The following is a 25,068-nucleotide window of genomic DNA, read 5'->3' on the forward strand; positions in this document are numbered from 1 at the left end:
CCACGTTACGGCAGCACCTGCAGCAGGGCCTGGGTCCTGGCCCTGGCCGGTTCCTCGACCCGCTGGCTCTCCTTGCCCGCGGCGTCCAGCACGACCAGCGTGTTGTGCGCGCCGCCCGCCACGCGGACGACCAGCCGCCCGTCGGCCAGGTAGAACGCGCCGATCAGCCGGCCCTTGACGGCCGGGGTGAGCTGCCGGCCCGTCACCAGGTCGACCACGGCCGGCTTGAAGGCCGCCGGCCAGCTGCCGTCGCCGAGCGCGGCGGAATCGGCGGGGACCGCGACGACCGCGTTGCGGCCGTTCGGCGACAGGCTCTGCACGTGGGTGACGAGCTTGACGCCCTTGGCCCTGGCGGCCTTCCCGGTCCTGACGTCGAGCCGGTAGACGGCGTCGGCCTCGCCGGTGTAGCCCGCGAGGTAACGGCCGCCCGCCGCCCACGCCAGATGGCACACGCCCTTGGACGCCCCGAGCCTGCGCCTGCCGGTGCCGTCGGCCTTGACCGCCATGATGGTCTCGCCCTTGCCGACGTAGGCGATCTGCGTCGAGTCCGGCGACCAGACGGGGGTCAGGCACGGCGTGCCGCCCTGGAGCTTCGTGGCCGCGGTGACGGTCTTGGCGCCGTCCTTGACCTGGAGGTTGCCGCCGTCGGTCACCCAGGCGGCCTTCCTGCCGTCCGGCGAGACGGCGAACTGCGGCAGCGCGGCGATCTTGACGAGGGTGCTCCACTCCCCGCCTTCGTAGCGGGCGAGCCGGTGGCCGTTGTCGGCGTAGACGGCGGCGCCCGAGAGCTCGGGCGCGGTGGCCGCCGACGCCGGGGCGGGGGCCAGCAGTGCGGCGCCGAGGGCGACTCCGGCCACAACACGAATCTTCATGACAGCCTATGGTGCCGTAACGGATCAAAGACGCATGAACGGCTCGCTGAAGTGCGCGGTGGCGATCGTCGCCCGCTCGGCCCTCAGCGCCGCCAGGACCTCGATGCGCGTGCGCGCGGCCGTCTCCTGGTCGTCGTCGTAGGCGTAGTGGATGCCCGGGTCGGCCAGTTGCACCGGGTGGAGCACGAGGTCGCCGGTGATGGCCAGGTCGCCGACCCTGGCGATCTGGTGGCCGGGGGTGTGGCCGGGCGTGTGCCGGACGTGGATGCCCGGTGCGATCTCGGCCTGCCCCTCGACGACGTGGAGCTGGTCCTTGAGCGGGGCCAGCAGCAGGTCGGACATGACTCCGGAGGCCGAGTCCACCTCGGCCCGCTGGAGCACGTGGCGCGCGTTCTCGAACACCGGCCGGCCGTCCGCGACAGCGCCGCTCGCGTGGTCGCTGTGCAGGTGGGTGAGGACGACGGTGCCGATGTCGGCGGGCGTGACGCCCACCGCCGCCAGCTCGTCCGTCAGGACGCCGGGCACGGGCGCCCAGCCGGCCGCCGGGGAGTCCTCCCCGCCGATGCCGGTGTCGACGAGGGTGAGGCGGCCTGCGCCGTCACGCAGCAGGTAGCAGTGGAAGTGCAGGACCCACTGATCGTCCGCCGGGTCGGAGCCGGGGAACATCTCGGCGAGCGGGAGGCGGATCGCGGGGCCCATCGGGCCCACCGCGTCGCAGAGCGGCGTCACCTCGACGCCGGAGACGGTGATGGGGCTGTGCTTCATCCCGCCTAGGTTAGGCGGCGACGGGCTGCCGCGGAACGTACTCGTTCTCCAGGTCGGCGGCGTAGACGGCGCGGCAGCAGTGGGCGCACCGGTAGATGATCGGGCCCTCGTCGAGCGTGTGCTGACACTGCGGGCAGTGGACGGTCTTCATGGCGATCCCCCAAGGAGCTCGGATGTGTCCATGGAACCCCCGCCGAGTTGCAGGGGTCCTGCATGTCACTTGACACGGTGCCGCTGCGCTGATGGGGGTTGTGTGCCTTCGCCGCACCGCCGGCCGGGGGTCGTCCGCACGGCGTGGTGCGATGAAGAACATTGTCACGCGTTCGGGCCGGGACACGCGGCAGAACACACCAGAACCGTCCGGGAATAGTCCAAGAGGGCTAGGCGTTTCATGGGGCGGAACGTGTGGTATCTTCCCCACAAGCGTTGAGCTTCCGCTCCGCTGGTTTTCCTCGTCAAGCCCCGCCCAGGTTATCCGGGCCCGGCTTCTTCATCGAACTCGCCGATCTCTGGTCGGCGCATCTCCCCCAAAGGGGCTCATCATGTCTGTTCACACCATTCCGCAACAGCGCGCGGAAACGCCCGCAGGGCAGGTGAGCGGCCTCCTCGACGTGCAGGAGAAGTCCGCCTTCATCCGCGCGGAACACCTTCCCGGGCCGGGCGACGTACGCGTGCCCGCCGACCGGGTCAGGCAGCTCGGGCTGCGGCGCGGCGACCACGTCGTGGCCTCCGTGGCCGGGAGCAAGCTGGCCGGCGTCCAGTCCGTCAACGGCCTGACCGAGTGGCGGGACCGGCCGCGGTTCGACGAGCTGACGCCCGTCCATCCCGACGAGCGGCTGGTCATCGAGACCGGGTCGCTCAGCACCCGGGTCATCGACCTGGTCGCGCCCATCGGCAAGGGGCAGCGCGGTCTCATCGTGGCGCCGCCCAAGGCCGGCAAGACGATGGTGCTGCAGGCGCTGGCCGCCGCGGTCACCCGCAACCATCCCGAGGTGCACCTCATGGTCGTGCTCGTGGGCGAGCGGCCCGAGGAGGTGACCGAGATGCGCGCCTCCGTCCAGGGCGAGATCTTCGCCTCCACCTTCGACCACCCCGACCGCGACCACGCCGCCGTCGCCGAGCTGGCCCTCGAACGCGCCAAGCGCCTGGTGGAGGCCGGCCGAGACGTCGTGCTGCTGCTCGACTCGCTGACCCGGCTCGGCCGGGCCTACAACAACCTCGCGCCGGGCGGCGGCCGGGTGCTCACCGGCGGCATCGACGCCCGCGCCCTCTACCCGCCCAAGCGCTTCTTCGGCGCGGCGCGCAACGTCGAGGGCGGCGGCTCGCTGACCATCCTCGCCAGCGCCCTCGTGGACACCGGCTCCCGCATGGACAACAGCCTGTACGAGGAGTTCAAGGGCACCGGCAACATGGAGCTCCACCTCGCCCGCGACCTGGCCGAGCGACGCCTGTTCCCCGCGGTCGACCTGGAGGCCTCCGGCACCAGGCGCGAGGAGATGCTCCTGCACCCGCAGGAGCGGCAGGTGATCTGGCGGCTGCGCCGCACGCTCGCCGGGCTGGACCGGCAGCAGGCCCTGGAGACGCTCGTCGGCAAGCTGCGCGCGACGCCGTCCAACGCCGCGTTCCTGCTGGAGGCGCTGCGCGCGGCGGCGTGAGGCCGCTGGAGAATGGGCGCATGCTGGCCGACATCGTCGAACACCTGATCTGCCCCGTCTGCCACGCGGACGTGGAGCTCGCCGACGGCGCACTGCGGTGCGCGCGGGGGCACTCCTTCGACGTGGCCAAGCAGGGGTACGTCAGCCTGCTCACCGGGTCACGCCCGCCCGGCACCGCCGACAGCCCCGCGATGGTGGCCGCGCGGGCCGAGTTCCTGGCGGCCGGGCACTACGCCCCGCTGGCGCAGGCGCTGGCGGAAACCGTACGCGTACGGGTGGCGGGCGGAGAAAAACGTGAATCTTCTACTGAATCGAATGACGAATCCGGGCCGAGAGCGTACGGTGGGGCGGGAGTGGAGGCCGGTCCGCAAGGTGGGCCGGTGACCGTCGAAGGTCACGGCGCGGCGGGCAGGGTCGCACCGCTGATCGTCGACGCCGGCACGGGCACCGGGCACTACCTGGCGGCCGTGCTCAATGCGGTGGACGATGGCATCGGGATGGCGTTCGACGTGTCCAAGCACGCCGTACGGCGGGCGGCGCGGGCGCATCCGAGGCTGGGGGCGTTCGTGGCGGACGTGTGGCGACCGCTCCCGATCCGGCATGGGGTGGCCGATGTGGTGATCGATGTGTTCGCGCCCAGGAACGGGCCCGAGTTCCGGCGGATCCTGCGCCCTGGAGGGGCCGCGGTCGTCGCGACCCCCGCGGCGGCGCACCTGAGCCCGCTGGTCGAGGAGCTGGGGCTGCTCTCGGTGGACGAGGAGAAGGACCGCCGGGTCGCCCGCAGCATGCAGGGGTTCACCCGGACCGGGCGACACACGATCGAGTTCGACATGGAGCTCGGACCGGACGAGCTGGTCCAGGTCGTGGGAATGGGCCCGAGCGCGTGGCACACTGATTCCGCCGAGCTGGCCTCCCGCATATCCGGCTATTTCAGCCGACATGCCAAGAATGGCCAGAAGAAAGTTACGGTCAGAGCCGCGTTTCATCTGTCTATCTTCGAGCCTGAGCCCCGTTCAAGACCTGTTCCTTGACGGGCATATGCGACTGGTGTTACTGATGGGGTATTTAGTCCGAAATTCCCCCACATTCCCCGAGTATTTCCCCGACTCAGGCGCAATACTGGACGGCATCCCGCACCCAGAGGGCGTGGGCCATCGATGGGAGGGGGCGCACCGGATGAAGGCGGAGGAACGCTGGCAGGCCAGGTTCCGTGCGTCGCGCATGACGCTGCCGGCCTGGGCCCGCCAGGCCCCGAACCGCTCCATCTACCGCTCCAACGCCACAGGGACGTGGGAGGTCTACGCCTGGGACCGGGCGACGGGCGCCGTGCGCCAGGTCACCGACCGGCCCAAGGGCACCGCGTACGCGGCGATCGACCCGGCGGGACAGTGGATCTACTGGTTCGCCGACACCGACGGCGACGAGTTCGGCACCTGGTGGCGTCAGCCGTTCGCGGGCGGTCCCAGCGAGCCGGCCGCCCCCGGCCTGCCGCCGGGCCAGCCGGGCGGCATCGCGCTCTCGGCGACCGGCATGGCCGCCATCAGCCTGGCCAGCGAGGGCACGTTCCGGATCCACCTGGTACGCCCCGGCGCGCCGGCCGAGCTGCTGTACGAGCACGCCGAGGCCGCCTGGGTGACCGACATGTCCCTCGACGGCTCCCTCATCGCCATCAACCACGGCGAGTACGGCGACTTCCGGCGTCCGGCGCTGCGCGTCGTCGACCAGCACGGCGAGACCGTCGGCGAGCTCTACGACGGCACCGACAAGGGCGTGCACGGCCTCAGCTTCGCCCCGGTGCTCGGCGACCGCCGCCTGCTGACCCTGCACGAGCGCCGCCAGCGCCACGAGCCCCTGGTCTGGGACCCGGTCACCGGCGAGCAGCGCGAGATCTGGCTGAAGGACCCCGGCGACCTGGCCGCCGAATGGTACGACGACGGCCGCGGCCTGCTGATCCTGCGCGACCACCGCGCCCGCAGCTACCTGCACCGCTACGACCTGGCGGGCGGCGTCCTGACGCTCATCGACACCCCGCACGGCGTGATCGACGAGGCCGCGCCACGGCCTGGCGGCCACATCGAGTACTCCTGGTCCAGCGGCTCGCGTCCGCCGGTCATCCGGTCGAGCAACGGACAGGTCGTGCTCAACGCGGGCGGCCCGTCGGCGCCGCCGAGCGTCCCCGTCGAGGACCTCGACGTCGAGGGGCCCGGCGGGCGCATCCACGCGCTGGTGTCCAAGCCCGAGACCGGCGCGGCGCCCCACCCGGCGGTCTTCCTCATACACGGCGGCCCGACCGACCACGACCGCGACGCCTTCTCCCCCGAGGTCGCGGCCTGGGTCGACGCGGGCTTCGCCGTCGTCCGCGTCAACTACCGCGGCTCGACCGGCTACGGCTCCGCCTGGCGGGACGCGCTGCACGGCGACGTCGGGCACATCGAGCTGGCCGACATCGCCGCCGTACGCCGGACGCTGGTGGACCGGGGCACGATCGACCCCGCCCGGCTGATCCTGGCCGGCACCGCGTGGGGCGGCTACCTCTCGCTGCTCGGCCTCGGCGTCCAGCCCGGCCTGTGGGCCGCGGGCATCGCCGCGGTGCCCATCGCCTGCCACCAGACCTGCTACGAGGACGAGGCCGAGAGCCTGCGCGCCTACCAGCGCGCCCTGCTCGGCGGCTCCCCCGACGAGCAGCCCGAGCGGTACGCCTTCTGCTCGCCGATCACGTACGTGGACCAGATCAAGAGCCCTCTGCTGATCCTCGCCGGCGAGAACGACACCCGCTGCCCGCTGCGCCAGATCGAGAAGTACGTGGCCAAGCTGGCCGAGCACGGCCGCGAGCACGAGCTCTACACCTACGGCGCCATCCGCGGCTCGCTCGTGGTCGCCGAACGCATCGCGCAGACGGCCCTGCAACTGGAGTTCGCCCGCAAGCACGTGCACGTCGGCTGACCCTCTCGCGCACGTCGTGGGAGCGCTCCTGCGGGGGGCGCTCCCGCGCGGGTCAGCGCGCGCGCAGGACCACGATGGCGAGGTCGTCGGCGCTCGGCTCGGCGGCGAACTCAGCCGCGCCCCTGCGGATGCGCTCGGCCACCGCCCTGGCCGACAGCCCGGCGCACTCGGCCAGCAGCTTGGCCAGGCCGCCGTCGTCGTCGAGCAGCCGCCCGCCCGAGCGCCGCTCGGTCACGCCGTCGGTCACCGCCAGCAGCACGTCGCCGTGGTCGAGATGGATGGTGTCGGCCTCGAACACGACCTCGTGGAAGACGCCGAGCAGCGACTGGGGCGTGGTCACCGCCTCCACCTTGCCGCTCGGCTTGAGCCGCAGCGCCTCGGGATGGCCGGCCGACACCAGCCGCACCTCCAGGCCGGACTCCACGGGCGTGATGTCGCCGTGGAGCAACGTGAGGAACCTGGCCCGCTCGCCCTCCTCCAGGATCGCCTGGTTGAGCCGGCCGAGCACCGCGGCGACGCCGTAGCCCTCGCGGGCCAGCAGGCGCAGCGTGTGACGGGCCAGGCCGGTCACCGCGGCGGCCTCGGGGCCGGTGCCGCAGACGTCGCCGATCGCGAAGCGCCAGGAGTCGTCGCCCGCCTTGAACAGGTCGTAGAAGTCGCCGCCGACCTCGTTGGCCTCGCCGGCGGGCTCGTAGATGACGCCGTAGTCGAGGCCGGGCACCTCGGGCTCGTTCGGCGGCAGGAGGCTGCGCTGCAACGCCCGGTTGGCCGCGGCCTGCTGGGCGTAGAGCCGGGCGTTGTCCATGGCCAGCGCGGCGCGCCTGCCGATGTCGTCGGCGAACTGGATGACCTCGTCGGGGAAGCGGTCGGACCGGCCGAGGCACATCATGCCGAGCCCGCGGCCGCGCGCGGTGAGCGGCACGGCCAGCACCTGGGAGTCGTTCAGGTGGATGGTGGACGTGGCCCTGGTGTCGGCCGCGCCGACGTTCATGTCCGTGAGCTGCTCGCGCAGGCCGTCGATGCGGGCCTCGTCGGCGTGCCAGAGGTAGACCAGCCGCAGCGGGCCGCCCGAGTTGCCGGCGGTGTAGACGGCGCACCAGCTCGACAGGCGGGGCACGACGATCTGGGCGATGATCGCCGGGACCATGTCGGGGTCGAGGGTGCCGGCCAGCAGGTCGCTCGCGTCGGCCAGGAACCCGAGCCAGTGGGGGCCCCGCGCGCTCTCCTCCGACCATTCCGCGGCCACCTGGTCGACGGAGCCGGGTAGCGTGAGCCTTGCCCAATGGACACGGGAATCGCCCGCGAAGGTGACTCCCCACTCCTCCACGTTCACGGAAGGAGCCTTCGGGTCGCCGTGCGCGGTGATCCGCTGCCGCAGTTCGACCTGGACGGCGTCCCCGTAATGCTTCCAAATCACCTCAAACGGCTCGTCAGAGACCTGCTCCGCGAGATCGCCGGCCACCTGCTCGGCGGTATGGAGCACGCTGACGGTGGCCCACGCGGTCATCACCTCGCGCGTGAACCTCATCGCAGCCGTCACAGCGGTATCGCCAGGCGCGAAGGTCGCGGCCAGGATCGCGTGGGGAGAAGCAGTCATCCCATCGTGCCTACCACACTTCTCACTGACTTGGGGTAAATCCAAGGGCAGGACTACGAGCTACTCATCGTGACAGACTTGAATCACTCGCCGGGACCCGTCGCGAGTGAAGGAGGCCCCATGACCACGGCCAAGGCCGCATCAAGCCCGGAGGAGAGGACCTATACAGAATCGGATCTCGTTCCCGTGCTGGAGACTCTCTTCTCCTGGCGTGACGGCGATTTCCGGCGTCGGGTCCCGCACGCTCCTCCCGGCATCCTCAGCGAAGTGCGCCTGCTGCTGAACGAAGTGGCCGACCGCCGCGAACATCTCGCGAACGAGCTGGCAAGAGTTCGCAAAGAAGTCGTCAAGGAAGGGCGCTTCGGCGAGCGGCTGACGCCCGGCCCGGGCGTCGGGGCGTGGTCCGAGAGCGTCGAGTCGGTCAACATGCTGATCGACGCCCTGGTGAGCCCGGTCAGCGGCGCGGCCGACGTGATCGACGCGGTGGCCAAGGGCGACCTGTCACGGCGCATCGACCTCGACCGGTCGGCCCGCGGCGAGGTGCGCCGCCTGGGCAAGGCCATCAACGGCATGGTCGACCAGCTCGCCCTGTTCAACTCCGAGGTCACCAGGGTCGCCCGCGAGGCGGGCACCGAGGGCCGGCTGGGCGGCAGCGCCAACCTGCGGGGCATGTCGGGAAGCTGGCGCGACCTCACCGAGGCCGTCAACACGATGTCCTCGCGCGTGGCCGCGCAGGTCCGCGACATCGCCGTGGTCACCACGGCGGTCGCCAAGGGCGACCTGAGCCGCAAGGTCACGGTCGACGCCGTGGGCGAGATGTTCGAGCTGAAGAACACCGTCAACACGATGGTCGACCAGCTCTCGGGCTTCGCCGAGGAGGTCACCCGCGTGGCCCGCGAGGTGGGCACCGAAGGCCAGCTGGGCGGCCAGGCGCAGGTCACCGGCGTGTCGGGCGTCTGGAAGGACCTCACCGACAACGTCAACTTCATGGCCAACAACCTCACCTCGCAGGTGCGCTCGATCGCGACCGTCGCGACGGCGGTCGCCCAGGGCAACCTGTCGAAGAAGATCACCGTAGACGCCGAGGGCGAGATCCTGCAGCTCAAGGACACCCTCAACACGATGGTCGACCAGCTGTCGTCCTTCGCCGACGAGGTCACCCGGGTGGCCCGCGAGGTCGGCACCGAGGGCAAGCTCGGCGGACGCGCCGAGGTGAAGGGCGTGTCGGGCGTCTGGAAGGACCTCACCGACAACGTCAACTCGATGGCCAACAACCTGACCTACCAGGTGCGCAACATCGCCCAGGTGACCACGGCCGTGGCCAACGGCGACCTGACCCGCAAGATCGACGTCGACGCCCAGGGCGAGATCCTCGAACTCAAGTCGACCATGAACACGATGGTCGAGCAGCTGTCCTCGTTCGCCTCCGAGGTCACCCGCGTGGCCCGCGAGGTGGGCACCGAGGGGCAGCTCGGCGGCCAGGCGCAGGTGCGCGGCGTGTCCGGGGTCTGGAAGGACCTCACCGACAACGTCAACTCGATGGCCAACAACCTCACCTCGCAGGTGCGCCAGATCGCGGCCGTCTCGTCCGCGGTGGCGCAGGGCAACCTGTCGAAGAAGATCACCGTTGACGCGCAGGGCGAGATCCTGCAGCTCAAGGACACCCTCAACACGATGGTCGACCAGCTGTCGTCCTTCGCCGACGAGGTCACCCGGGTGGCCCGCGAGGTGGGCACGCAGGGGCAGCTCGGCGGCCAGGCGCGGGTGCAGGGCGTGTCGGGCGTCTGGAAGGACCTCACCGACAACGTCAACTTCATGGCGAACAACCTGACCTATCAGGTGCGCAACATCGCCGAGGTCACCACGGCCGTGGCCAACGGCGACCTGACCCGCAAGATCGACGTCGACGCCCAGGGCGAGATCCTGGCGCTGAAGACCACCATCAACCGGATGGTCGACCAGCTGTCCTCCTTCGCCTCCGAGGTCACCCGCGTGGCCCGCGAGGTGGGCTCGGAGGGCCAGCTCGGCGGCCAGGCCCGGGTCGAGGGCGTCGAGGGCACCTGGAAGCGGCTCACCGAGAGCGTCAACGAGCTGGCCGGCAACCTGACCACGCAGGTGCGTGCCATCGCGACCGTGACCAGCGCCGTGGCCCGGGGCGACCTGACCCGGTCGATCGCCGTCGAGGCTCAGGGCGAGCTGGCGGAGCTGAAGGACAACATCAACTCGATGGTGGCCAACCTCCGCGAGACCACCCAGGCCAACCAGGAACAGGACTGGCTCAAGTCCAACCTGGCCCGCATCTCCCGGCTCATGCAGGGCCACCGCGACCTGTTCGAGGTGGCCAAGCTGACGATGAGCGAGCTCACTCCGCTGGTCTCGGCCCGTTACGGCGCCTTCTACGGCATCGACCCCGAGGGCGACCACGAGCTGACGCTGATCGGCGGCTACGGCGTGCGTCCCGACCGGGGGCCGCGCCGGCGCTTCGCGATCGGCGAGGGCATCGTCGGCCAGGCGGCGGCCGAGGGCAGGCACATCATCCTCGACGACGTGCCGCCGCAGTTCATCACCATCGACAGCGGGCTCAGCCAGTCCACGCCCGCGCAGATCGTCGTGCTGCCGATCCTGTTCGAGAACCGCGTGCTCGGCGTGCTGGAGCTGGCCTCCTTCACCCCGTTCGGCGAGGTGCACCTCGACTTCCTGACGCAGCTCGTCGAGACCATCGGCGTCACGATGAACACGATCATCGCCAACTCCCGCACCGAAGACCTGCTGACCGAGTCCCAGCGGCTCACCCGTGAGCTGCAGGAACGCTCTGACGAGCTCCAGCGGCAGCAGGAGGAGCTGCGCAGGTCCAACGCCGAGCTGGAGGACAAGGCGGCGCTGCTGGCCAAGCAGAACCGCGCGATCGAGATCCAGAACTTCCAGATCGAGCAGGCCCGCCGCACCCTGGAGGAGCGCGCCGAGCAGCTCGCGGTCTCCTCGCGGTACAAGTCCGAGTTCCTCGCGAACATGTCCCACGAGCTGCGCACACCGCTCAACAGCCTGCTGGTGCTGGCCAAGCTGCTGACCGAGAACGCCGAGGGCAACCTGACGTCCCAGCAGGTCGAGTTCGCCCGCACGATCCACAGCGCGGGCTCGGCGCTGCTGCAGCTCATCAACGACATGCTCGACCTGTCGAAGGTCGAGGCGGGCCGGATGGACATCCATCCGATCCAGGTGTCGCTGCCCAAGATGGTCGACCTGCTGGAGGCGGCCTTCGCGCCGCTGGCCCAGGACAAGGGGTTGTCGTTCGGCGTCGAGGTGGCCTCCGACGTGCCGAGTGAGCTGCGGGCCGACGAGCAGCGTCTGCAGCAGGTGCTGCGCAACCTGCTGTCCAACGCGGTGAAGTTCACCCCGAAGGGCGAGGTCAAGCTGCGGGTGGCGGCGGCGCCCCGGGGCGTCGACTTCGACGACGACACCCTCCACGACGCCACCGACCTGCTGGCCTTCCAGGTGATCGACACCGGCATCGGCATCGCGCCCGACAAGCGCGAGGTCATCTTCGAGGCGTTCCGGCAGGCCGACGGCACCACCAGCCGCAAGTACGGCGGCACCGGCCTCGGCCTGGCCATCTGCCGCGACATCGCCCGGCTGCTGGGCGGCGAGATCCACGTCGACAGCGAGCTGGGCAGGGGCAGCACGTTCACCCTCTACCTGCCGGCCTCCTACACCGGCCCGCTGGCCGCCACCGACGGCAGCACGGCCCCGCGCCGGCAGCTCATGACCTCGCCCGCCGAGGAGCAGGCCGCCGCCGCGACCCTGCCCGAGCCGCCGCCGCTCGACATGCCGATGCCCGAGCTGGTGGAGGCGCCGGTGGAGACGCCCGCCCAGTGGCAGGGCGACGACCCGCTCAACGGCGCCAAGATCCTCATCGTCGACGACGACATCCGCAACGTGTTCGCCCTCACCAGCGTGCTGGAGCGACACGGATCGACGGTCGTCTACGCCGAGAACGGCCGCGAGGGGATCGAGCAGCTCGAACGGAACGAGGACGTCGCGCTCGTGCTGATGGACATCATGATGCCGGAGATGGACGGCTGGGCCACGACCTCGGCCATCCGGCGCATGCCCCAGTTCGCAGACCTGCCGATCATCGCGCTGACCGCTAAGGTCATGCGTGGTGATCGCGAGAAGAGCATCGCCTCGGGCGCGTCCGACTACGTGCCCAAGCCGGTCGACGTCGATCGCCTGCTCGAACGGCTGCGCGGCTGGCTCAGCCGTGGGCGAGGAGCCACGACCGACTCGTCGCCCTCAACCGCTGAAGGGTCGTGATCGATGCCGGACCGTGCAAAGATCCTCCTGGTCGACGACCGCGAGGAGAACCTGATCGCCCTGGAGGCGATCCTCAGCTCGCTCGACCTGGTGCCCGTACGCGCCAGGTCCGGTGAGGAGGCGCTCAAGGCGCTGCTCAACACCGAGTTCGCGCTGATCCTGCTCGACGTCCGGATGCCGGGCATGGACGGCTTCGAGACGGCCGCCCACATCAAGCGGCGGGAGCGGACCAGGAACATCCCGATCATCTTCCTGACCGTGGTCGACAGCGCTCCCGACTACGCCTTCCGCGGGTACGCGGCGGGCGCGGTCGACTATCTCACCAAGCCGTTCGACCCTTGGGTGCTGCGGGCGAAGGTGTCGGTGTTCACCGAGCTCTACAACATGAACAAGCGCCTGGCCGAGCAGGCGTCGTTGCTCCGGGAGCGGCTGACCGGCGAGCTACCGCCCGGAGCGGGTGACCACGCCTCGGTGCTGCCGGAGTTGTCCCGGCGGCTCACGGCGGTGGAGGACGAGCTGGCCCGGGCGCGTGAGCTGGCCCGCAAGTCGCAGGATCCGGCGCTCGCCGTGCCGCTGGCCGACCTGGGCGATCGGGTCGCCCATCTGCGCGCCGGCTTCGACGCGCTTTCCTGACCTCGTCCCGTCCGACGCCCGGGCCGCCGCTCATGGCGCCCGGGCGTCTGGCTTGCCACGCCTGTCGGGAGGGTCAGTGGCGGGCGCGTTCGAGGGCGTCCCAGAAGCCGCGGCGCAGCGCGTGGCGGACCTCGTCGTGCAGGAGGAAGTCGATCGGCAGCGAGGACCCCTGCAGGAGGCGGGCCTCCAGGTCGGAGGGCATGCGGGGTTTGCGGGCGAGCACCGCCTCCAGCCACAGCGCGGGCGCGTCGCGGGCCACGGACTCGCCGAAGTCGTGCCCTTCGCGATGGGCGGCCTTCACGGCGTCGGCCAGCGTGGTGGCCCCGGCGGTGGCGGCGGACGGCGGGGAGACAGGCGCGGCCTGCGGCCCGGTGTACGGCCCGAGCTGCGCAGGCTGGTACGTGCCCCCCGAGGACGGCGTGGCGAACTGCCCGGTGCTCGGCGAGGCGGACTGCGGCTGCTGCAGCGGCCCCGTCGCCGGCGCGGACGGCGGCACGGACGGCGGGATCGACGGCGGCTGCTCCTGGTACCCCGAGTACGAGGGCAGCACCGGCGGCGTGGCCGGCCGACCGCCCGAGGACGCCTGCCCGTTGGCGGACGGCTGGCCGGAGGAGGGGGCCGCGTGGCTCCCGGAGGACTGCCCGGCCGCGTGGCTGCCCGAGGACGGCGCCGGCGGCAGCGAGGCCGTCGGGGTCACCGGGGGCGCGGCCGGCGGCGCGGGCGGCAGGGAGTGGGCGGCGTGCCCGTTGCTGAGCGGCTGGTGGTGGCCGTTGGCGGACTCGGTGACGCCGCTCACCATGGTGACGTAGGGCCGCAGGTGGGCGCTGCCCAGCTCGACCAGGTCGTCGCACTCCTGCCGCAGCGACCGGGACACGGCCCACCCGCCGTCGGCGGCGATGTGGATGACGGTGACCCTGATGCCGAGATCCTGGGCGTCGCACACCACCTGGGTGAGGTCTTCGTCGCCGCTGACGACGACGGCGTCGCAGATGGCGTTGTTGCGGGCGAGGGTCATGAGGTCGCGATGGACCTGGGCGTCGACGCCTTCGCGGCGGCCCGGCCGGATGCGCGAGAGCCTGAGCTTGAGGCCCGGGATGTCGGCCAGCGCGTCGTGCTCCGGCGTGCGGCGGCCCTCGACGGTCGCCTCGTACCAGTAGCACCGCAGCAGCGGCAGGCCCGTGCGTTCGCGCGACAGGTTGGTCATCAGCTGGAGGAGCCCGGGATAGTCCCAGGCGACGGCCTCTCGATGGCGAGTGCCGTGCACGGCCATCGCTCCGTCTGCCAGCAGATAGCCGGCGTCCACGAACAGCGCGCAGCGATCCACTGACACCGCCCCTTTCCTGGTGGTCCGACCTTGCTGGCTCTGCACCGTCAGAGACCGGACTCGGCGGCCCTCTTTCAGGGTAATGAAAGCAGGTGATCGCGCGAGGGTGAATCCCGACGATTCGACCGCGGGTCGCCGTCCAGCCAGACCATTTAGGCAGACCGTACCAGTTCGTCCTGTTTGCGGTCATGAACGTCCCCTGACGGTCAGCGCGGCCGCGCCGAAGAGCACGACGTCCTTGTCGGTCACGATCGTGAGCGCCGGATCGCGGCCCAGCTCGGCGTCGACCGTGTCGACGTCCACGCCGAAGGTCATCCCCCTGGCGCCGTTGGCGGATCCGTCGAAGACGTTGGCGCGCTCGCGGTCGCCGCCCTCGGGGACGATCGCGCCGGTGCCGAGCGAGACCTTGTCGCCCTGGAGATCGGCGTCGCCCTCCCAGGTCACCAGCTCGGCCCGGGCCGGCGCGGCGGCCGGGCTCAGGCCGCCGAGCGGCATGCGCACCTTCCTGGCCGCGCCGCCGATCACGGTCGCCGTGTCGAGCACCACGGCCTGGCCGTACGGCTCCCGCGGCCCGGCCACGACCACCACCAGGCTCCACCCGGCGTGGCTGGAGGCGCCCTCCGCCATCGGCGCGTCGGCCGCCCACCACAGGCCGCCCGGCCGCGCCTGCCCGGCCAGCGCGGTGACGTCGGCGAACGCCTGGTAGGCCGGGCCGAGCGGCATGTCGAGGGCCGTGACGTGGTCGGGGCGGACCGACACGTACGCGCGCCGGCCCGGCGCCCTGACCTTGACGGGCCCCGCCGCCGCGCCGCTCGCCGACCAGTAGAGGCCGGCCCACACGACCCGGCTGTCCTTGGGCAGGGTGAGCCGGGCCGCGCTGGACGCGGTGGTGGCCGGGCTGGAGTCCTGGTCGAGCGGGGTCATCGGCCACAGGTCGTTGTCGCGCTGGTCACCCTGGCGGCGCCGGGCCTCGGCACAACCGTCGTGCTCCTCGGGGCAGCTCAGCAGCGTGTTGCCGATCGCCCGGACGGCCACCCTGCCCTCGGTGGCGAACCTGGCCGACGCCCCCACCGTGCGCACGCCCTGCGCGGCCCGCGCGTTGACGTGGAGGTCGTCGGCGTCGACGCGCACGGCCGGCCCGGCGCCCTCCGGGGCCAGCTCCGACACCAGCACGCGCAGGAACACCGCCGTGCCGTGCCCCGCGGCCAGCGGCTGCCTGGCGCACCGGGCGCCCTGGCCGGCCTGCCGGCAGGACCAGCCGTCGACCGTGCCCACGGGATCGAGGAGCGCCACGCCGTGCCCGCGCCTGGCCGGCGGCAGGAGCGTCACGCCGGGCGGCAGCTCGACGGTCGCGGCCAGCTCGCCGCTCGGGCCGTCGCCGTCGTTGCGCAGGCGCATGCCGACGATGCCGGGCTGGGCGCGTACGAGGGCGCCGAGCGCGCCGATCGTGGCCCGCAGCCGCGGCCTGCCCCGCGGCTGCTTCCGCGGCGGCGGGACGCGCGCCGGCGGCTCGCTCGCCACGGGCAGCGGCACCGGCCGCACCGACACCGGAGGCTGGGCCAGCGGCGTGGGCGTGGCCACCGGCCGCTCGGCCACCGGCGACTCCCCGGACACCAGCACGAACGCCGCCACCGCCGCGGACGCGACCGCGACGCCGCCCGCCGCCACGACCTGCTGCCGCGAGGGCGCCCGCCGCAACCAGCCGAACAGCCGCAGCAGCCAGCCCGCTCCGCCGCCGGCCGCGCCCGCCTTGGCCAGCGCCGCGGCGTAGCCGCTGAACACCGGGCCGGCGATCAGCGGGCCGACGATGACGCGCAGGCCGCGGTTGACGTCGGTCAGTTCGAGCAGGACGCCGTGGCATTCCTCGCAGTCGTTCACGTGGTCGTCGACCGCGCGCGAGTCGCGCCTGGCCAGGCCGCCCCTGACGTAGGCGCCCATCTTGCCGAGCACGGGACGGCACTCGTGCTGCGGCGCCGCGCGCAGGTGCATCTGCAGGTACGCCTGCCGCAGCCCCTCGCGCGCCCGGTAGGCCAGCGCCGCCACCCCGTTGGCCGACAGGCCGAGCAGCGGCGCGACCTCGGCGGGCTTGCACTTCTCCACCTCGGTGTGCCAGAGCACCGCCCGCCACCGCTCGGGCAGCGACAGGAACGCGCGCGAGATCATCGACCGCTCCAGGCCGACGAGCGCGGGATCGACGAAGGGCACGCCCGCGTCGTAGCGCTCGATCTCGCCGGTGGTCACCTGGCGGCTCTCGACCCGGCTGCGGTCGTAGACGGTGCGGCGCACGACGGTCAGCAGGTAGGTGCGGAACCCCGACTCCGGCCCGCCGCCCCTGCCCACCAGGTCGAGGATCTTCGTGAACGACTCGGCCACGACGTCCTCGACCTCGGACTCGCCCCGGACGAGCTGCCTGGCCAGCGCGCGCGCCGCGGCCACGTGACGCTCGTAGAGCCGTCCGTACGCGGTCGCGACGCCGGCCCGGACCTCCTTCAGCAGGTCCGCATCGCTTCGCGGCGATTCCACACTCATTGTGACCTCACGATTACAGTGGGTTGCCCCGCGCAATCATTCCGCATCCTCCGTCATGACTAAACCGAAGCGCCGTCTTTACCTCTGAGGATCACGGGAGGACGCATGGACGAGGACGTGCTGTCGCGCTGGCGCGGCCGGAGCATGGCGGAGGGCTGGTCGCTGGCCGACGACTGGTGGACCCCCGCGGTGGCGTACGCGATCAGGGCCGTGACGGACGGCGGCGACCTGCCGCGCGCCTGCGAGGAACTGGGCGCGGCGCGCGCGGGGGCGGGGGTGGGGATCACCGAGGGGCTGGGCGACCTGGCGGCGCTGTTCGCCGTCACCGATCGCGGGGAGCCGACGTTCCCCCTGGTACGGGCGTACGCGGCCGGGTGGGCCGAGCAGAGCTTCGCGCCCATGAACGACCTGCAGTGCGAGGACCCGCTGACCGGCCTGACCACGGTGGCCTACCTGCGTACCAGGCTGGGCGAGCTCTACCGGGGGACGTCCGCGGGCGGGCACCTGCTGGTCGTGGCCGAGCCGTACGGGCAGATCGCGGAACTGGCCGAGCGGCTGGCGGCGGCGCTCAACCTGGCCACGGCGCTGCGCAAGGCGTTCACCGGCGAGGAGACGCTGGCGTTGCTCGCGCCCACCCGCGTCGGCGCGGTGACCAGGGAGGACGATCGGCTGGCCGGCAAGATCGCCGACCTGCGCGCCACGGAGATCCTGCACGGCCGCCACGCCCGCGTCCGGGTGCGCCGGCTCCCCCGCGCGCACGCGCAGGCCCTGGCTCTCATCAGGACGCTGAGCCTGGGACCCTAAGCTTGGGCGCATGACAGACCGCGACAACCTGCTGGCCGAGATCAAGCGCAAGGCCGTCGTCCACGGCAAGGTCACGCTCTCCTCGGGCAAGGAGGCCGACTTCTACCTCGACCTGCGGCGGATCACGCTCGACGGGGTGGCCGCGCCGCTCGTCGGCAAGGTGATGCTCGACCTGACCGACGATCTCGACTTCGACGCCGTCGGCGGGCTCACGATGGGGGCCGACCCGGTGGCCTGCGCGATGCTGCACGCCGCGGCGGCGCGCGGGCGCACGCTCGACGCGTTCGTGGTGCGCAAGACGCAGAAGTCGCACGGCATGCAGCGCCGGATCGAGGGGCCCGAGGTGAAGGGCCGCCGGGTGCTGGCCGTGGAGGACACCTCGACGACCGGCGGCTCGCCGCTGACCGCCGTCGAGGCGCTGCGGGAGGCGGGCGCCGAGGTGGTGGCCGTGGCCACGATCGTCGACCGGGGCGCGGGCGCGCGGATGGCGGAGGAGGGGCTCGACTACCGCACCGCCTTCAGCCTCCAGGACCTCGGACTGTGAAGGCCGCCCTCGCGCCCTGCTCGCCGGGGGCGCGGGGGCTGCCGTTCTCGGTGACGCGGACGGTGCCCGCGTCGTCGAGCACGACGTCGAGCTCGGGCTCGAAGTAGCTGACCTCTTCGCCCCTGCTCATCTCGCGATGTTGCAGCACGTCCCCGCCGGGGACGCGGACGGTCACGGTGGGGCAGACCTCGGCCACGCACTCGATGCGCACGGTCGGCGCCCTGCCGTCGCTCGCCCGCACGGCCCCGGTGCCCGTGGGCATGGCCGTGGGCATGGCCGTGGGCATGGCCTTGGACGCTACCGTGGACGCCGGCCGCTCCGGCTGCGAGCCGAACGAGCCGATCAGGGCGCGCACGCCGACGACCACCAGCGTCACCACGGCCCCCACCGCGAGGACGACGAGGGCTGATCGGGCGATTCCCATCGGATCTGACCTGTGGCGTCCCACAGGGGCACTGTACCCGGTGGTAACTCAGGGCCCCCGGGTCAGCGCCGGGGGCCGGGCCGGATGTCGGTGCCGGATGTCAGTGCTGGGGGTCGCTGCTGGAGGGCACGCGGTGGTGCTTGCCGTTGGGCAGCGGCAGCCGCTTGCGCTCGCGGCGCTTCTTGACGACCTCGACGATGATCGGGATCAGCGAGATGAAGACGATGATGAACACGCCCGGCAGGATGTACTTGTCGATCTGCTTGGGATCGACCTTGCTGCCGAGGAAGTAGCCGAGCAGCACCAGGCCCTCGACCCAGACCACGCCGCCGATGACGTTCCACAGGAAGAAGCGCCTGGCGGGCATCTCCAGGACGCCGGCCACCGGGTTCATGAACGTGCGGACGATCGGCACGAACCGCGCCAGCACGACCGCCCTGGCCGGGCCGAACTTCTGGAAGAACTCCTCGGCGCGTATCACGTGTTCGCGCTTGAACAGCCGCGAGTCGGGCCGGTCGAACATCTTCCTGCCGAACCGGGCCCCCAGGAAGTGGCCGAGCTGGGCGCCCGCGATGGCACACAGCGGTGTGCCGATCACCAGGACGGGGAAGGAGATCGGCGGCGCCTCGCCCACGACCAGCGACGCGGAACTGAAGATCCCCGCCGCCACCAGCAGCGAGTCGCCCGGCAGGAAGAAGCCGAGCAGCAGACCCGTCTCGGCGAAGATGATCGCCAGGACGCCGATGGTGGCGAAGGCGCCGAGGATGGTGAGCCACCACGTCGGGTCGAGGAGATTCCAGAGCCAGTCCACCCCGTGAGCCTACCTGGAGCCGAGCGGATCGGATGTGGCCATCCGGCTCGCGTTGTCACTACCAGTTGTGGTTGGGAGCCGGGATACTGGGCAGGCGCGAAGCCGTACTTCTCAGGGAGATGACTCATGCCCATCGCAACTCCAGAGGTCTACGCCGAGATGCTCGACCGTGCCAAGGCGGGCGGGTTCGCCTATCCGGCGATCAACGTGACCTCTTCTCAGACCTTGAACGCCGCACTGCGCGGGTTCGCCGAGGCCGAGAGCGACGGCATCGTCCAGGTGTCCACCGGCGGCGCCGAGTTCCTCTCCGGCACGACGGTCAAGGACATGGTGACGGGCGCGACCGCGCTGGCCGAGTACGCGCGGGTGGTGGCCGCCAAGTACCCGGTCACGGTGGCGCTGCACACCGACCACTGCCCGAAGGACAAGCTCGACGGCTACATGCGGCCGCTGATCGACATCTCGCTGGAGCGGGTGTCCAAGGGCCTCGACCCGCTCTTCCAGTCGCACATGTGGGACGGCTCGGCCGTGCCGCTGGAGGAGAACCTGGAGATCGCCAAGGAGCTCCTGGACAAGTGCGCCCGCGCCCGGATCATCATGGAGATGGAGATCGGCGTCGTCGGCGGCGAGGAGGACGGCGTCGTCGGCGAGATCAACGAGAAGCTCTACACCACCGCCGAGGACGCGCTGGCCACGGCCGAGGCCGTCGGCGTCGGCGACCGGGGCCGCTACATGCTGGCCGCCACGTTCGGCAACGTGCACGGCGTCTACAAGCCGGGCCACGTGAAGCTGCGGCCGAGCGTGCTGAAGGAGATCCAGGACGCGGTCGGCGCCAAGTACGGCAAGGACAAGCCGTTCGACCTGGTCTTCCACGGCGGCTCCGGCTCGCTGCTGGAGGAGATCCACGAGGCCATCTCCTACGGCGTGGTGAAGATGAACGTCGACACCGACACCCAGTACGCCTTTACCAGGCCGATCGCCGACCACATGTTCCGCAACTACGACGGCGTGCTGAAGGTCGACGGCGAGGTCGGCAACAAGAAGGCCTACGACCCGCGCGCCTACGGCAAGAGCGCCGAGACCGGCATGGCGGCCCGGGTGGCGGAGGCCTGCCACAACCTCAAGAGCAGTGGGACGAAGATCTCCTAGCCACTTGGGCGGCACGGCGGGTATGACTTGTCCTATGGATAACCTTCTCGCCGGGCCGCCCCCGACTCACCTGCCGGACCTGCCCGAGGCCAGGGAGGCGCTGGAATCCGGGGCCAAGGCCGCCGACGTGGCCGCCCGCTTCCCCGCCCACCCGGCGGCCTGGGCCGCGCTCGCGGAGGAGTACTTCGCGCAGGGCCATGCCGTCACCTCCTACGCCTTCGCCCGCACGGGCTACCATCGTGGCCTCGACCAGCTGCGCAGGAGCGGCTGGAAGGGCCACGGTCCCATCCCGTGGGAGCACGAGCCCAACCGCGGCTTCCTGCGCTGCCTGCACGCCCTTTCCAGGGCGGCGCAGTCCATCGGCGAGAAGGACGAGGCCGAGCGCTGCCTGCAGTTCCTCAAGGACAGCACCGAGACCGGATATGAGGCGCTGACCAAGGGTTAGCAGCGCATTGGGTCCGCATTGGACCCACGCGCCTTGGGACGAATGGGCAGACTCGGGTAGTCTCTCTACGCAAGAGCCCCTGTCGCACTTGCGCCAGGGGTTTCGTTTTGTGCTCGGGAGACTGAACAATGCCGGCTGCCGTTCTCGTTGGGGCCCAGTGGGGCGATGAGGGCAAGGGCAAGGCCACCGACCTGCTCGGTGGCGACGTCGACTACGTCGTCCGTTATCAGGGTGGCAACAACGCGGGACACACCGTCGTCATCGGTGACCAGAAATACGCTCTGCATCTTCTGCCGACGGGGATCCTGTCGCCGGACGTCGTGCCGGTGATCGGCAACGGGGTGGTGATCGACCCGGGGGTGCTGCTGAGCGAGATCGACGGGCTGGCCGCGCGGGGCATCTCCGCCGAACGCCTGCTGATCTCCTCCAACGCGCACCTGATCATGCCGCACCACAAGGCGCTGGACAAGGTCACCGAGCGCTATCTGGGCAAGGCCAAGATCGGCACCACCGGACGCGGTATCGGCCCCGCGTACGGCGACAAGATCGCCCGGATGGGCGTGCGGGTCCAGGACCTGCTCGACCCGGGCATCCTGGCCAAGAAGATCGAGGTCGCCCTGACCGAGAAGAACCAGGTGCTGACCAAGGTCTACAACCGGCGCGGCATCGACCCGGCCGCCGTGCTGGAGGAGTACCTGGCCTACGCCGAACGGCTCAAGCCGCACATCGCCGACACCTCGCTGGTGCTCTCCAAGGCGCTGGACGAGGGCAAGTTCGTGCTGCTGGAGGGCGGCCAGGGCACGCTGCTGGACATCGACCACGGCACGTACCCGTTCGTCACCTCCTCCTCGCCGACGTCCGGGGGCGCGTGCGCCGGGGCGGGCATCCCGCCGAACCGGCTCACGAAGATCATCGGGATCCTGAAGGCGTACACGACCCGCGTGGGCTCGGGGCCGTTCCCGACCGAGCTGACCGACGAGACGGGCGAGTGGCTGCGCAGGACCGGCGGCGAGTACGGCGTCACCACCGGCCGCGACCGTCGCTGCGGCTGGTTCGACGCGGTGATCGCCCGCTACGCGACCCGGATCAACGGGATCACCGACTACTTCCTCACCAAGCTCGACATCCTGTCGGGGCTGGAGCGCATCCCGGTGTGCGTGGCGTACGAGGTCGACGGCGTGCGGTTCGACGAGATCCCGATGACCCAGACCGATTTCCACCACGCGGTCCCGGTCTACGAGGAGCTGCCGGGCTGGCAGGAGGACATCTCCCACGCCAAGTCGTTCGAGGACCTGCCGCCGAACGCGCAGTCGTACGTGCGGGCGCTGGAGGAGATGAGCGGGGCGCCCATCTCGGCGATCGGCGTCGGCCCCGGCCGCGACCAGACCGTGGTGGTGCGGTCGCTGGTCTGACCGGCACGTGACGAGGGGCCCGGCGCGGGAACGCGCCGGGCCCCTCGCGTGTCGCGGGCCTACGGCCGGCCGGCGGGCTCCTCGTCCGCCGGGCCTCCGGCGGTGAGGACGGCGGCGGTCATCGGGGTGTGCAGGGTCCAGCCCAGGGTCTCGTACAGGGCCTGGCCCGCAGCGGTGGCGACCAGGATGCCCGTGCGGGCGCCCCGGGAGACGGCGGCGGCGGCGAGCGCGGCCATGACGACCGTGCCGAGGCCGCGCCGCCGGTGTTCGGCGGCCGTCTCCACCTGGTCGATCACGGCGGCGCGGTCCGCGACGGCGAACTGGCCGCGCGCCGCGACCTCGCCCGCGGCCGTGAGCAGCCGGGCCACGCTCACCCCCGCCCGGGTGGTGATCGCCAGGGTGTAGCCCGGAGGGGCCTTCGGGGTGGTGCGGGCCAGGGACGCGGTGGTCATCATGTACTCCTGCTCCTGCACTGACCACTGCGGGGGCAGGGAGGGGGCGACCGCCTCGGCGGGGGCGCAGAGCTTGAGCCAGGTGCCGGGGGCGGTGAGGGTGCCGGTCAGGTGGTCCAGGATCTCCGCGGTAGGGGTGGGGACGACGTGCCGCGCCACGTGGCCGGGAAGGCCGACGTCCACTCTGAGGCCCCACGGTTCGGGTACGGGCCGCGGGGCGTTGCGGGAGATCACCCAGCCGTCCACCCATGCCCGGACTGTTGCTGAATGGGCATGTTTGAGAACCTCCGTCATGAGCTCCAGCTTATTGCAAGGTAGTTGCATTTATCGTGCAATAAGCGGGCGGAGGGTCCTCTTGACCGCCTTCGCCTCCGACCGGGCGTAGCAGGATAAAAAGGACACGGCGTGGCACTGCCTCAGCGGGCCTCGCGCCGGGTAGTGTCCCCGGTGTGCGCGTTGAGATTCATGGTCACCGAGGAGCGCGGGGCCTGTGGCCGGAGAACACCCTGCCAGGGCTGAGCCGCACGATGGAGCTGGGCGTTCACGCGCTTGAGCTCGACGTCGCCCTCACCGCCGATCGCCGCCTCGTGCTCACGCACGACCTCACGGTCTCGGCCGTCACCAGTGCCGACCGCCGGCCGCTGCGGCAGGGCGATCCGCTCTTCCCGTACGTGGGCAAGCCGATCAACGCGCTCAGCCTCGCCCAGCTGCGCACGCTCGACGTGGGCGTACGCCTGCCGCGCCACCTCGACGACCCGTTCGCGCTCACCCAGGTCGCCATGCCGGAGACCAGGATGCCCACGCTCGGCGCGGTGCTCGGGCTGGTCAACGCCTACGAGGCCGAGCACGTGCGGCTGCACGTCGAGCTGAAGTCCGACCCGACCAGGCCGGAGCTGACGGCCGATCCGGAGATGTTCACCGAGCTGGTGGTCGAGGAGCTCGACCGGCACGGCAGGCTGGGCAACGCCGCCGTCCTCAGCTTCGACTGGCGCGTCATCAGGCACGCGGCCCGGCTCGCGCCGGCGGCCAGGCGGTTCGCGCTGATCGAGCTCGACACGCTCCACTGGCACGAGGGCGGGCTGGGCGACGACATCCCGGCCGCCGCCCGCGAGGCCGGTGCCACCACGCTCTCGCCCGAGCACGTGATGGTCGACGAGAAGCTGATGACCCAGGCGGTCGCGGCGGGCCTCGACGTGGCGGTCTGGACGGTCAACGACCAGGCCCTGGCCGGCCGCATGATCGACCTCGGCGTGGCCGGGATCGTGACCGACTACCCCGACCGCATGCGGGAGTTGTGGCGCGAGCGCGGCCTTGAGCTGCCGCAGGGCGTTCGGCCGCTCAAGCCCGTGAGCGTCTGAGCGCCGCTCAGAGCCAGCCGTTGCGGCGGAAGCCGCGGTGCAGCAGCACACAGGCCGTGATCATCACGGCCAGCACCGCCGGATAGCCCCAGACCTGCTTGGTCTCGGGCATGAAGTCGAAGTTCATGCCGTAGATGCCGGCGATCATCGTCGGCACGGCCAGGATGGCGACCCAGGACGAGATCTTGCGCATGTCCTCGTTGGCCAGGGCGTTCGAGCGGGCCAGGGCGGCCTGCAGGATCGAGCTGCACAGTTCGTTGGAGGACTCGACCTGCTCGCACACGCGGGACAGGTGGTCGCCGACGTCGCGGAAGTACTCGCGCATCTCCGAGGGGATGACGCGGCGCTGCGGCAGCGCCGACAGCGGTGACTGCAGCGGGGTGACGGCCCGCTTCATCTCCAGCATCTCCCGCTTGAGCTGGTAGATCCGGTTGATGTCGCGGGAGCTGACGTCGGCGAAGACGGTCGCCTCGACCTCTTCGAGCTCCAGCTGCATCAGGTCGGCCACCTGGAGGTACTGGTCGACGACGTGGTCGGCGATGGCGTGCAGCACGCCGGCCGGGCCGCGGTTCATCAGTTTGGGCTTGTCCTCAAGGCGCTCGCGGACCAGGGTGAGCGGGCAGTGCTCGCCGTGGCGCACGGTCACCACGAAGTCGACCCCGAGGAACACCATGATCTCGCCGGTGGCGATGATCTCGCTGTTGGCCGTCAGCTCGTCGTGGTCGAGGTAGGCGACCGTCTTCAGCACCATGAACAGCGACTCGCCGTAGCGCTCCACCTTGGGACGCTGGTGGGCCTTGACCGCGTCCTCGACGGCCAGCGGGTGCAGCCCGAAGACCTCGGACAACCACTCCACCTCGGGTGCCTCGGGCTCGTGCAGCCCGACCCAGACGAACGCGTTCGCGCCGTCGGCGTTCTTGTTGTGCTCGCGTACGAGTTCGAGGGACTCGACGATGCCCGGGGCGCAGACCTTCTTGCCCTGGATGTAGGCGCCGAATTCGACGATGGAGTCGACAGGGGGCACGCAGACCTCACGCACC

General features: G+C 71.3%; 21 protein-coding genes. 11 read left to right on the top strand and 10 right to left on the bottom strand.

The features are described from left to right. Positions 1-5: 5 nt before the first annotated feature. The 3 genes from ABZ444_RS35735 to ABZ444_RS35745 are packed head-to-tail and all read right to left on the bottom strand — an operon-like array spanning position 6 to position 1,788. Positions 6-872: a hypothetical protein gene (locus ABZ444_RS35735; RefSeq protein WP_358006919.1), complete on the bottom strand. Its 867-nt coding sequence runs from the start codon at positions 870-872 to the stop codon at positions 6-8. Positions 873-896: 24 nt separating this feature from the next. Next, positions 897-1,637, bottom strand: a complete 741-nt coding sequence (locus ABZ444_RS35740) for an MBL fold metallo-hydrolase (protein ID WP_358006922.1) — start codon at positions 1,635-1,637, stop codon at positions 897-899. 10 nt (positions 1,638-1,647) lie between these two features. Continuing rightward, a complete protein-coding gene (locus tag ABZ444_RS35745) occupies positions 1,648-1,788 on the bottom strand; it encodes a hypothetical protein (protein WP_358006925.1) in 141 nt (46 codons plus the stop codon). A 391-nt stretch (positions 1,789-2,179) separates the two neighbouring features. Between ABZ444_RS35745 and rho the strand changes: the two genes are divergently transcribed. The 3 genes from rho to ABZ444_RS35760 all read left to right on the top strand — a co-directional run bounded on the left by rho (position 2,180) and on the right by ABZ444_RS35760 (position 6,235). Beyond that, entirely contained in the window at positions 2,180-3,292 is a 1,113-nt protein-coding gene (gene rho / locus ABZ444_RS35750; protein ID WP_358006928.1) for a transcription termination factor Rho, read from the top strand. 20 nt (positions 3,293-3,312) lie between these two features. Next, on the top strand, positions 3,313-4,323 hold the full coding sequence (locus ABZ444_RS35755; protein WP_358006931.1) for a putative RNA methyltransferase: 1,011 nt from the start codon (positions 3,313-3,315) through the stop codon (positions 4,321-4,323). 145 nt (positions 4,324-4,468) lie between these two features. Further along, positions 4,469-6,235 (top strand): prolyl oligopeptidase family serine peptidase, encoded by a 1,767-nt coding sequence (locus tag ABZ444_RS35760; protein ID WP_358006934.1) that lies wholly within the window; start codon positions 4,469-4,471, stop codon positions 6,233-6,235. A gap of 52 nt (positions 6,236-6,287) precedes the next feature. Here ABZ444_RS35760 and ABZ444_RS35765 read toward each other — a convergent pair whose 3' ends face one another. Continuing rightward, positions 6,288-7,763, bottom strand: coding sequence for a SpoIIE family protein phosphatase (locus ABZ444_RS35765; RefSeq protein ID WP_358006937.1), 1,476 nt, complete (start codon positions 7,761-7,763; stop codon positions 6,288-6,290). Between the two features lie 189 nt (positions 7,764-7,952). On the opposite strand from ABZ444_RS35765, the gene ABZ444_RS35770 reads away from it, so the two are divergent. Beyond that, on the top strand, positions 7,953-12,143 hold the full coding sequence (locus ABZ444_RS35770; RefSeq protein WP_357966033.1) for a HAMP domain-containing protein: 4,191 nt from the start codon (positions 7,953-7,955) through the stop codon (positions 12,141-12,143). 3 nt (positions 12,144-12,146) lie between these two features. After that, the gene (locus tag ABZ444_RS35775; protein ID WP_358006940.1) at positions 12,147-12,776 is read left to right on the top strand and encodes a response regulator; all 630 of its coding nucleotides are present in this window, start codon (positions 12,147-12,149) and stop codon (positions 12,774-12,776) included. Between the two features lie 73 nt (positions 12,777-12,849). Here the strand turns inward: ABZ444_RS35775 and ABZ444_RS35780 are convergent, their stop codons facing one another. Both ABZ444_RS35780 and ABZ444_RS35785 read right to left on the bottom strand, forming a co-directional pair. Beyond that, complete coding sequence (locus ABZ444_RS35780; RefSeq protein ID WP_358007067.1) at positions 12,850-14,100, bottom strand: NYN domain-containing protein; 1,251 nt, start codon at positions 14,098-14,100, stop codon at positions 12,850-12,852. Between the two features lie 186 nt (positions 14,101-14,286). Beyond that, entirely contained in the window at positions 14,287-16,623 is a 2,337-nt protein-coding gene (locus ABZ444_RS35785) for a sigma-70 family RNA polymerase sigma factor (protein ID WP_358006943.1), read from the bottom strand. A 111-nt stretch (positions 16,624-16,734) separates the two neighbouring features. On the opposite strand from ABZ444_RS35785, the gene ABZ444_RS35790 reads away from it, so the two are divergent. Continuing rightward, entirely contained in the window at positions 16,735-17,433 is a 699-nt protein-coding gene (locus ABZ444_RS35790) for a hypothetical protein (protein WP_358006946.1), read from the top strand. A 10-nt stretch (positions 17,434-17,443) separates the two neighbouring features. Further along, positions 17,444-17,977: an orotate phosphoribosyltransferase gene (gene pyrE, locus ABZ444_RS35795; RefSeq protein ID WP_357966018.1), complete on the top strand. Its 534-nt coding sequence runs from the start codon at positions 17,444-17,446 to the stop codon at positions 17,975-17,977. Here the strand turns inward: pyrE and ABZ444_RS35800 are convergent. Together ABZ444_RS35800 and ABZ444_RS35805 are read right to left on the bottom strand one after the other, a co-directional pair. Next, entirely contained in the window at positions 17,952-18,401 is a 450-nt protein-coding gene (locus ABZ444_RS35800) for a hypothetical protein (RefSeq protein WP_358006949.1), read from the bottom strand. The two genes, pyrE and ABZ444_RS35800, sit on opposite strands and share 26 nt — an antisense overlap. Before the next feature lie 100 nt (positions 18,402-18,501). Next, a complete protein-coding gene (locus tag ABZ444_RS35805; protein ID WP_358006952.1) occupies positions 18,502-19,212 on the bottom strand; it encodes a DedA family protein in 711 nt (236 codons plus the stop codon). Positions 19,213-19,338: 126 nt separating this feature from the next. On the opposite strand from ABZ444_RS35805, the gene fbaA reads away from it, so the two are divergent. From fbaA to ABZ444_RS35820, 3 genes are all read left to right on the top strand, one after another. Further along, positions 19,339-20,361: a class II fructose-bisphosphate aldolase gene (gene fbaA / locus ABZ444_RS35810; protein WP_352357541.1), complete on the top strand. Its 1,023-nt coding sequence runs from the start codon at positions 19,339-19,341 to the stop codon at positions 20,359-20,361. 34 nt (positions 20,362-20,395) lie between these two features. Continuing rightward, entirely contained in the window at positions 20,396-20,806 is a 411-nt protein-coding gene (locus ABZ444_RS35815; RefSeq protein WP_357966011.1) for a DUF3151 domain-containing protein, read from the top strand. Between the two features lie 128 nt (positions 20,807-20,934). Further along, positions 20,935-22,218 carry an adenylosuccinate synthase gene (locus ABZ444_RS35820; protein ID WP_358006955.1) on the top strand — a complete coding sequence of 428 codons (1,284 nt, stop codon included), beginning with the start codon at positions 20,935-20,937 and terminating at the stop codon, positions 22,216-22,218. A gap of 59 nt (positions 22,219-22,277) precedes the next feature. Here ABZ444_RS35820 and ABZ444_RS35825 read toward each other — a convergent pair whose 3' ends face one another. Continuing rightward, a complete protein-coding gene (locus ABZ444_RS35825; RefSeq protein ID WP_358006958.1) occupies positions 22,278-22,853 on the bottom strand; it encodes a GNAT family N-acetyltransferase in 576 nt (191 codons plus the stop codon). Positions 22,854-23,119: 266 nt separating this feature from the next. On the opposite strand from ABZ444_RS35825, the gene ABZ444_RS35830 reads away from it, so the two are divergent. Continuing rightward, entirely contained in the window at positions 23,120-24,028 is a 909-nt protein-coding gene (locus tag ABZ444_RS35830) for a glycerophosphodiester phosphodiesterase family protein (RefSeq protein WP_358006961.1), read from the top strand. A gap of 7 nt (positions 24,029-24,035) precedes the next feature. Here ABZ444_RS35830 and corA read toward each other — a convergent pair whose 3' ends face one another. Further along, positions 24,036-25,052, bottom strand: a complete 1,017-nt coding sequence (gene corA / locus ABZ444_RS35835) for a magnesium/cobalt transporter CorA (RefSeq protein ID WP_357966001.1) — start codon at positions 25,050-25,052, stop codon at positions 24,036-24,038. Positions 25,053-25,068 lie beyond the last annotated feature (16 nt).

This window comes from Nonomuraea sp. NPDC005730 (genome assembly GCF_040630865.1).
Taxonomy (GTDB): Bacteria; Actinomycetota; Actinomycetes; order Streptosporangiales; family Streptosporangiaceae; genus Nonomuraea.

Coding starts and splice junctions, on each gene's coding strand:
- ABZ444_RS35745 (WP_358006925.1), bottom strand. CDS start 1,788: ATGAAGACCGTCCACTGCCCGCAGTGTCAGCACACGCTCGACGAGGGC.
- pyrE (WP_357966018.1), top strand. CDS start 17,444: ATGACAGACCGCGACAACCTGCTGGCCGAGATCAAGCGCAAGGCCGTC.
- ABZ444_RS35770 (WP_357966033.1), top strand. CDS start 7,953: ATGACCACGGCCAAGGCCGCATCAAGCCCGGAGGAGAGGACCTATACA.
- ABZ444_RS35820 (WP_358006955.1), top strand. CDS start 20,935: ATGCCGGCTGCCGTTCTCGTTGGGGCCCAGTGGGGCGATGAGGGCAAG.
- ABZ444_RS35755 (WP_358006931.1), top strand. CDS start 3,313: ATGCTGGCCGACATCGTCGAACACCTGATCTGCCCCGTCTGCCACGCG.
- ABZ444_RS35790 (WP_358006946.1), top strand. CDS start 16,735: ATGGACGAGGACGTGCTGTCGCGCTGGCGCGGCCGGAGCATGGCGGAG.
- ABZ444_RS35735 (WP_358006919.1), bottom strand. CDS start 872: ATGAAGATTCGTGTTGTGGCCGGAGTCGCCCTCGGCGCCGCACTGCTG.
- ABZ444_RS35760 (WP_358006934.1), top strand. CDS start 4,469: ATGAAGGCGGAGGAACGCTGGCAGGCCAGGTTCCGTGCGTCGCGCATG.
- ABZ444_RS35775 (WP_358006940.1), top strand. CDS start 12,147: ATGCCGGACCGTGCAAAGATCCTCCTGGTCGACGACCGCGAGGAGAAC.
- ABZ444_RS35740 (WP_358006922.1), bottom strand. CDS start 1,637: ATGAAGCACAGCCCCATCACCGTCTCCGGCGTCGAGGTGACGCCGCTC.
- ABZ444_RS35765 (WP_358006937.1), bottom strand. CDS start 7,763: ATGAGGTTCACGCGCGAGGTGATGACCGCGTGGGCCACCGTCAGCGTG.
- ABZ444_RS35800 (WP_358006949.1), bottom strand. CDS start 18,401: ATGGGAATCGCCCGATCAGCCCTCGTCGTCCTCGCGGTGGGGGCCGTG.
- rho (WP_358006928.1), top strand. CDS start 2,180: ATGTCTGTTCACACCATTCCGCAACAGCGCGCGGAAACGCCCGCAGGG.
- ABZ444_RS35815 (WP_357966011.1), top strand. CDS start 20,396: ATGGATAACCTTCTCGCCGGGCCGCCCCCGACTCACCTGCCGGACCTG.
- fbaA (WP_352357541.1), top strand. CDS start 19,339: ATGCCCATCGCAACTCCAGAGGTCTACGCCGAGATGCTCGACCGTGCC.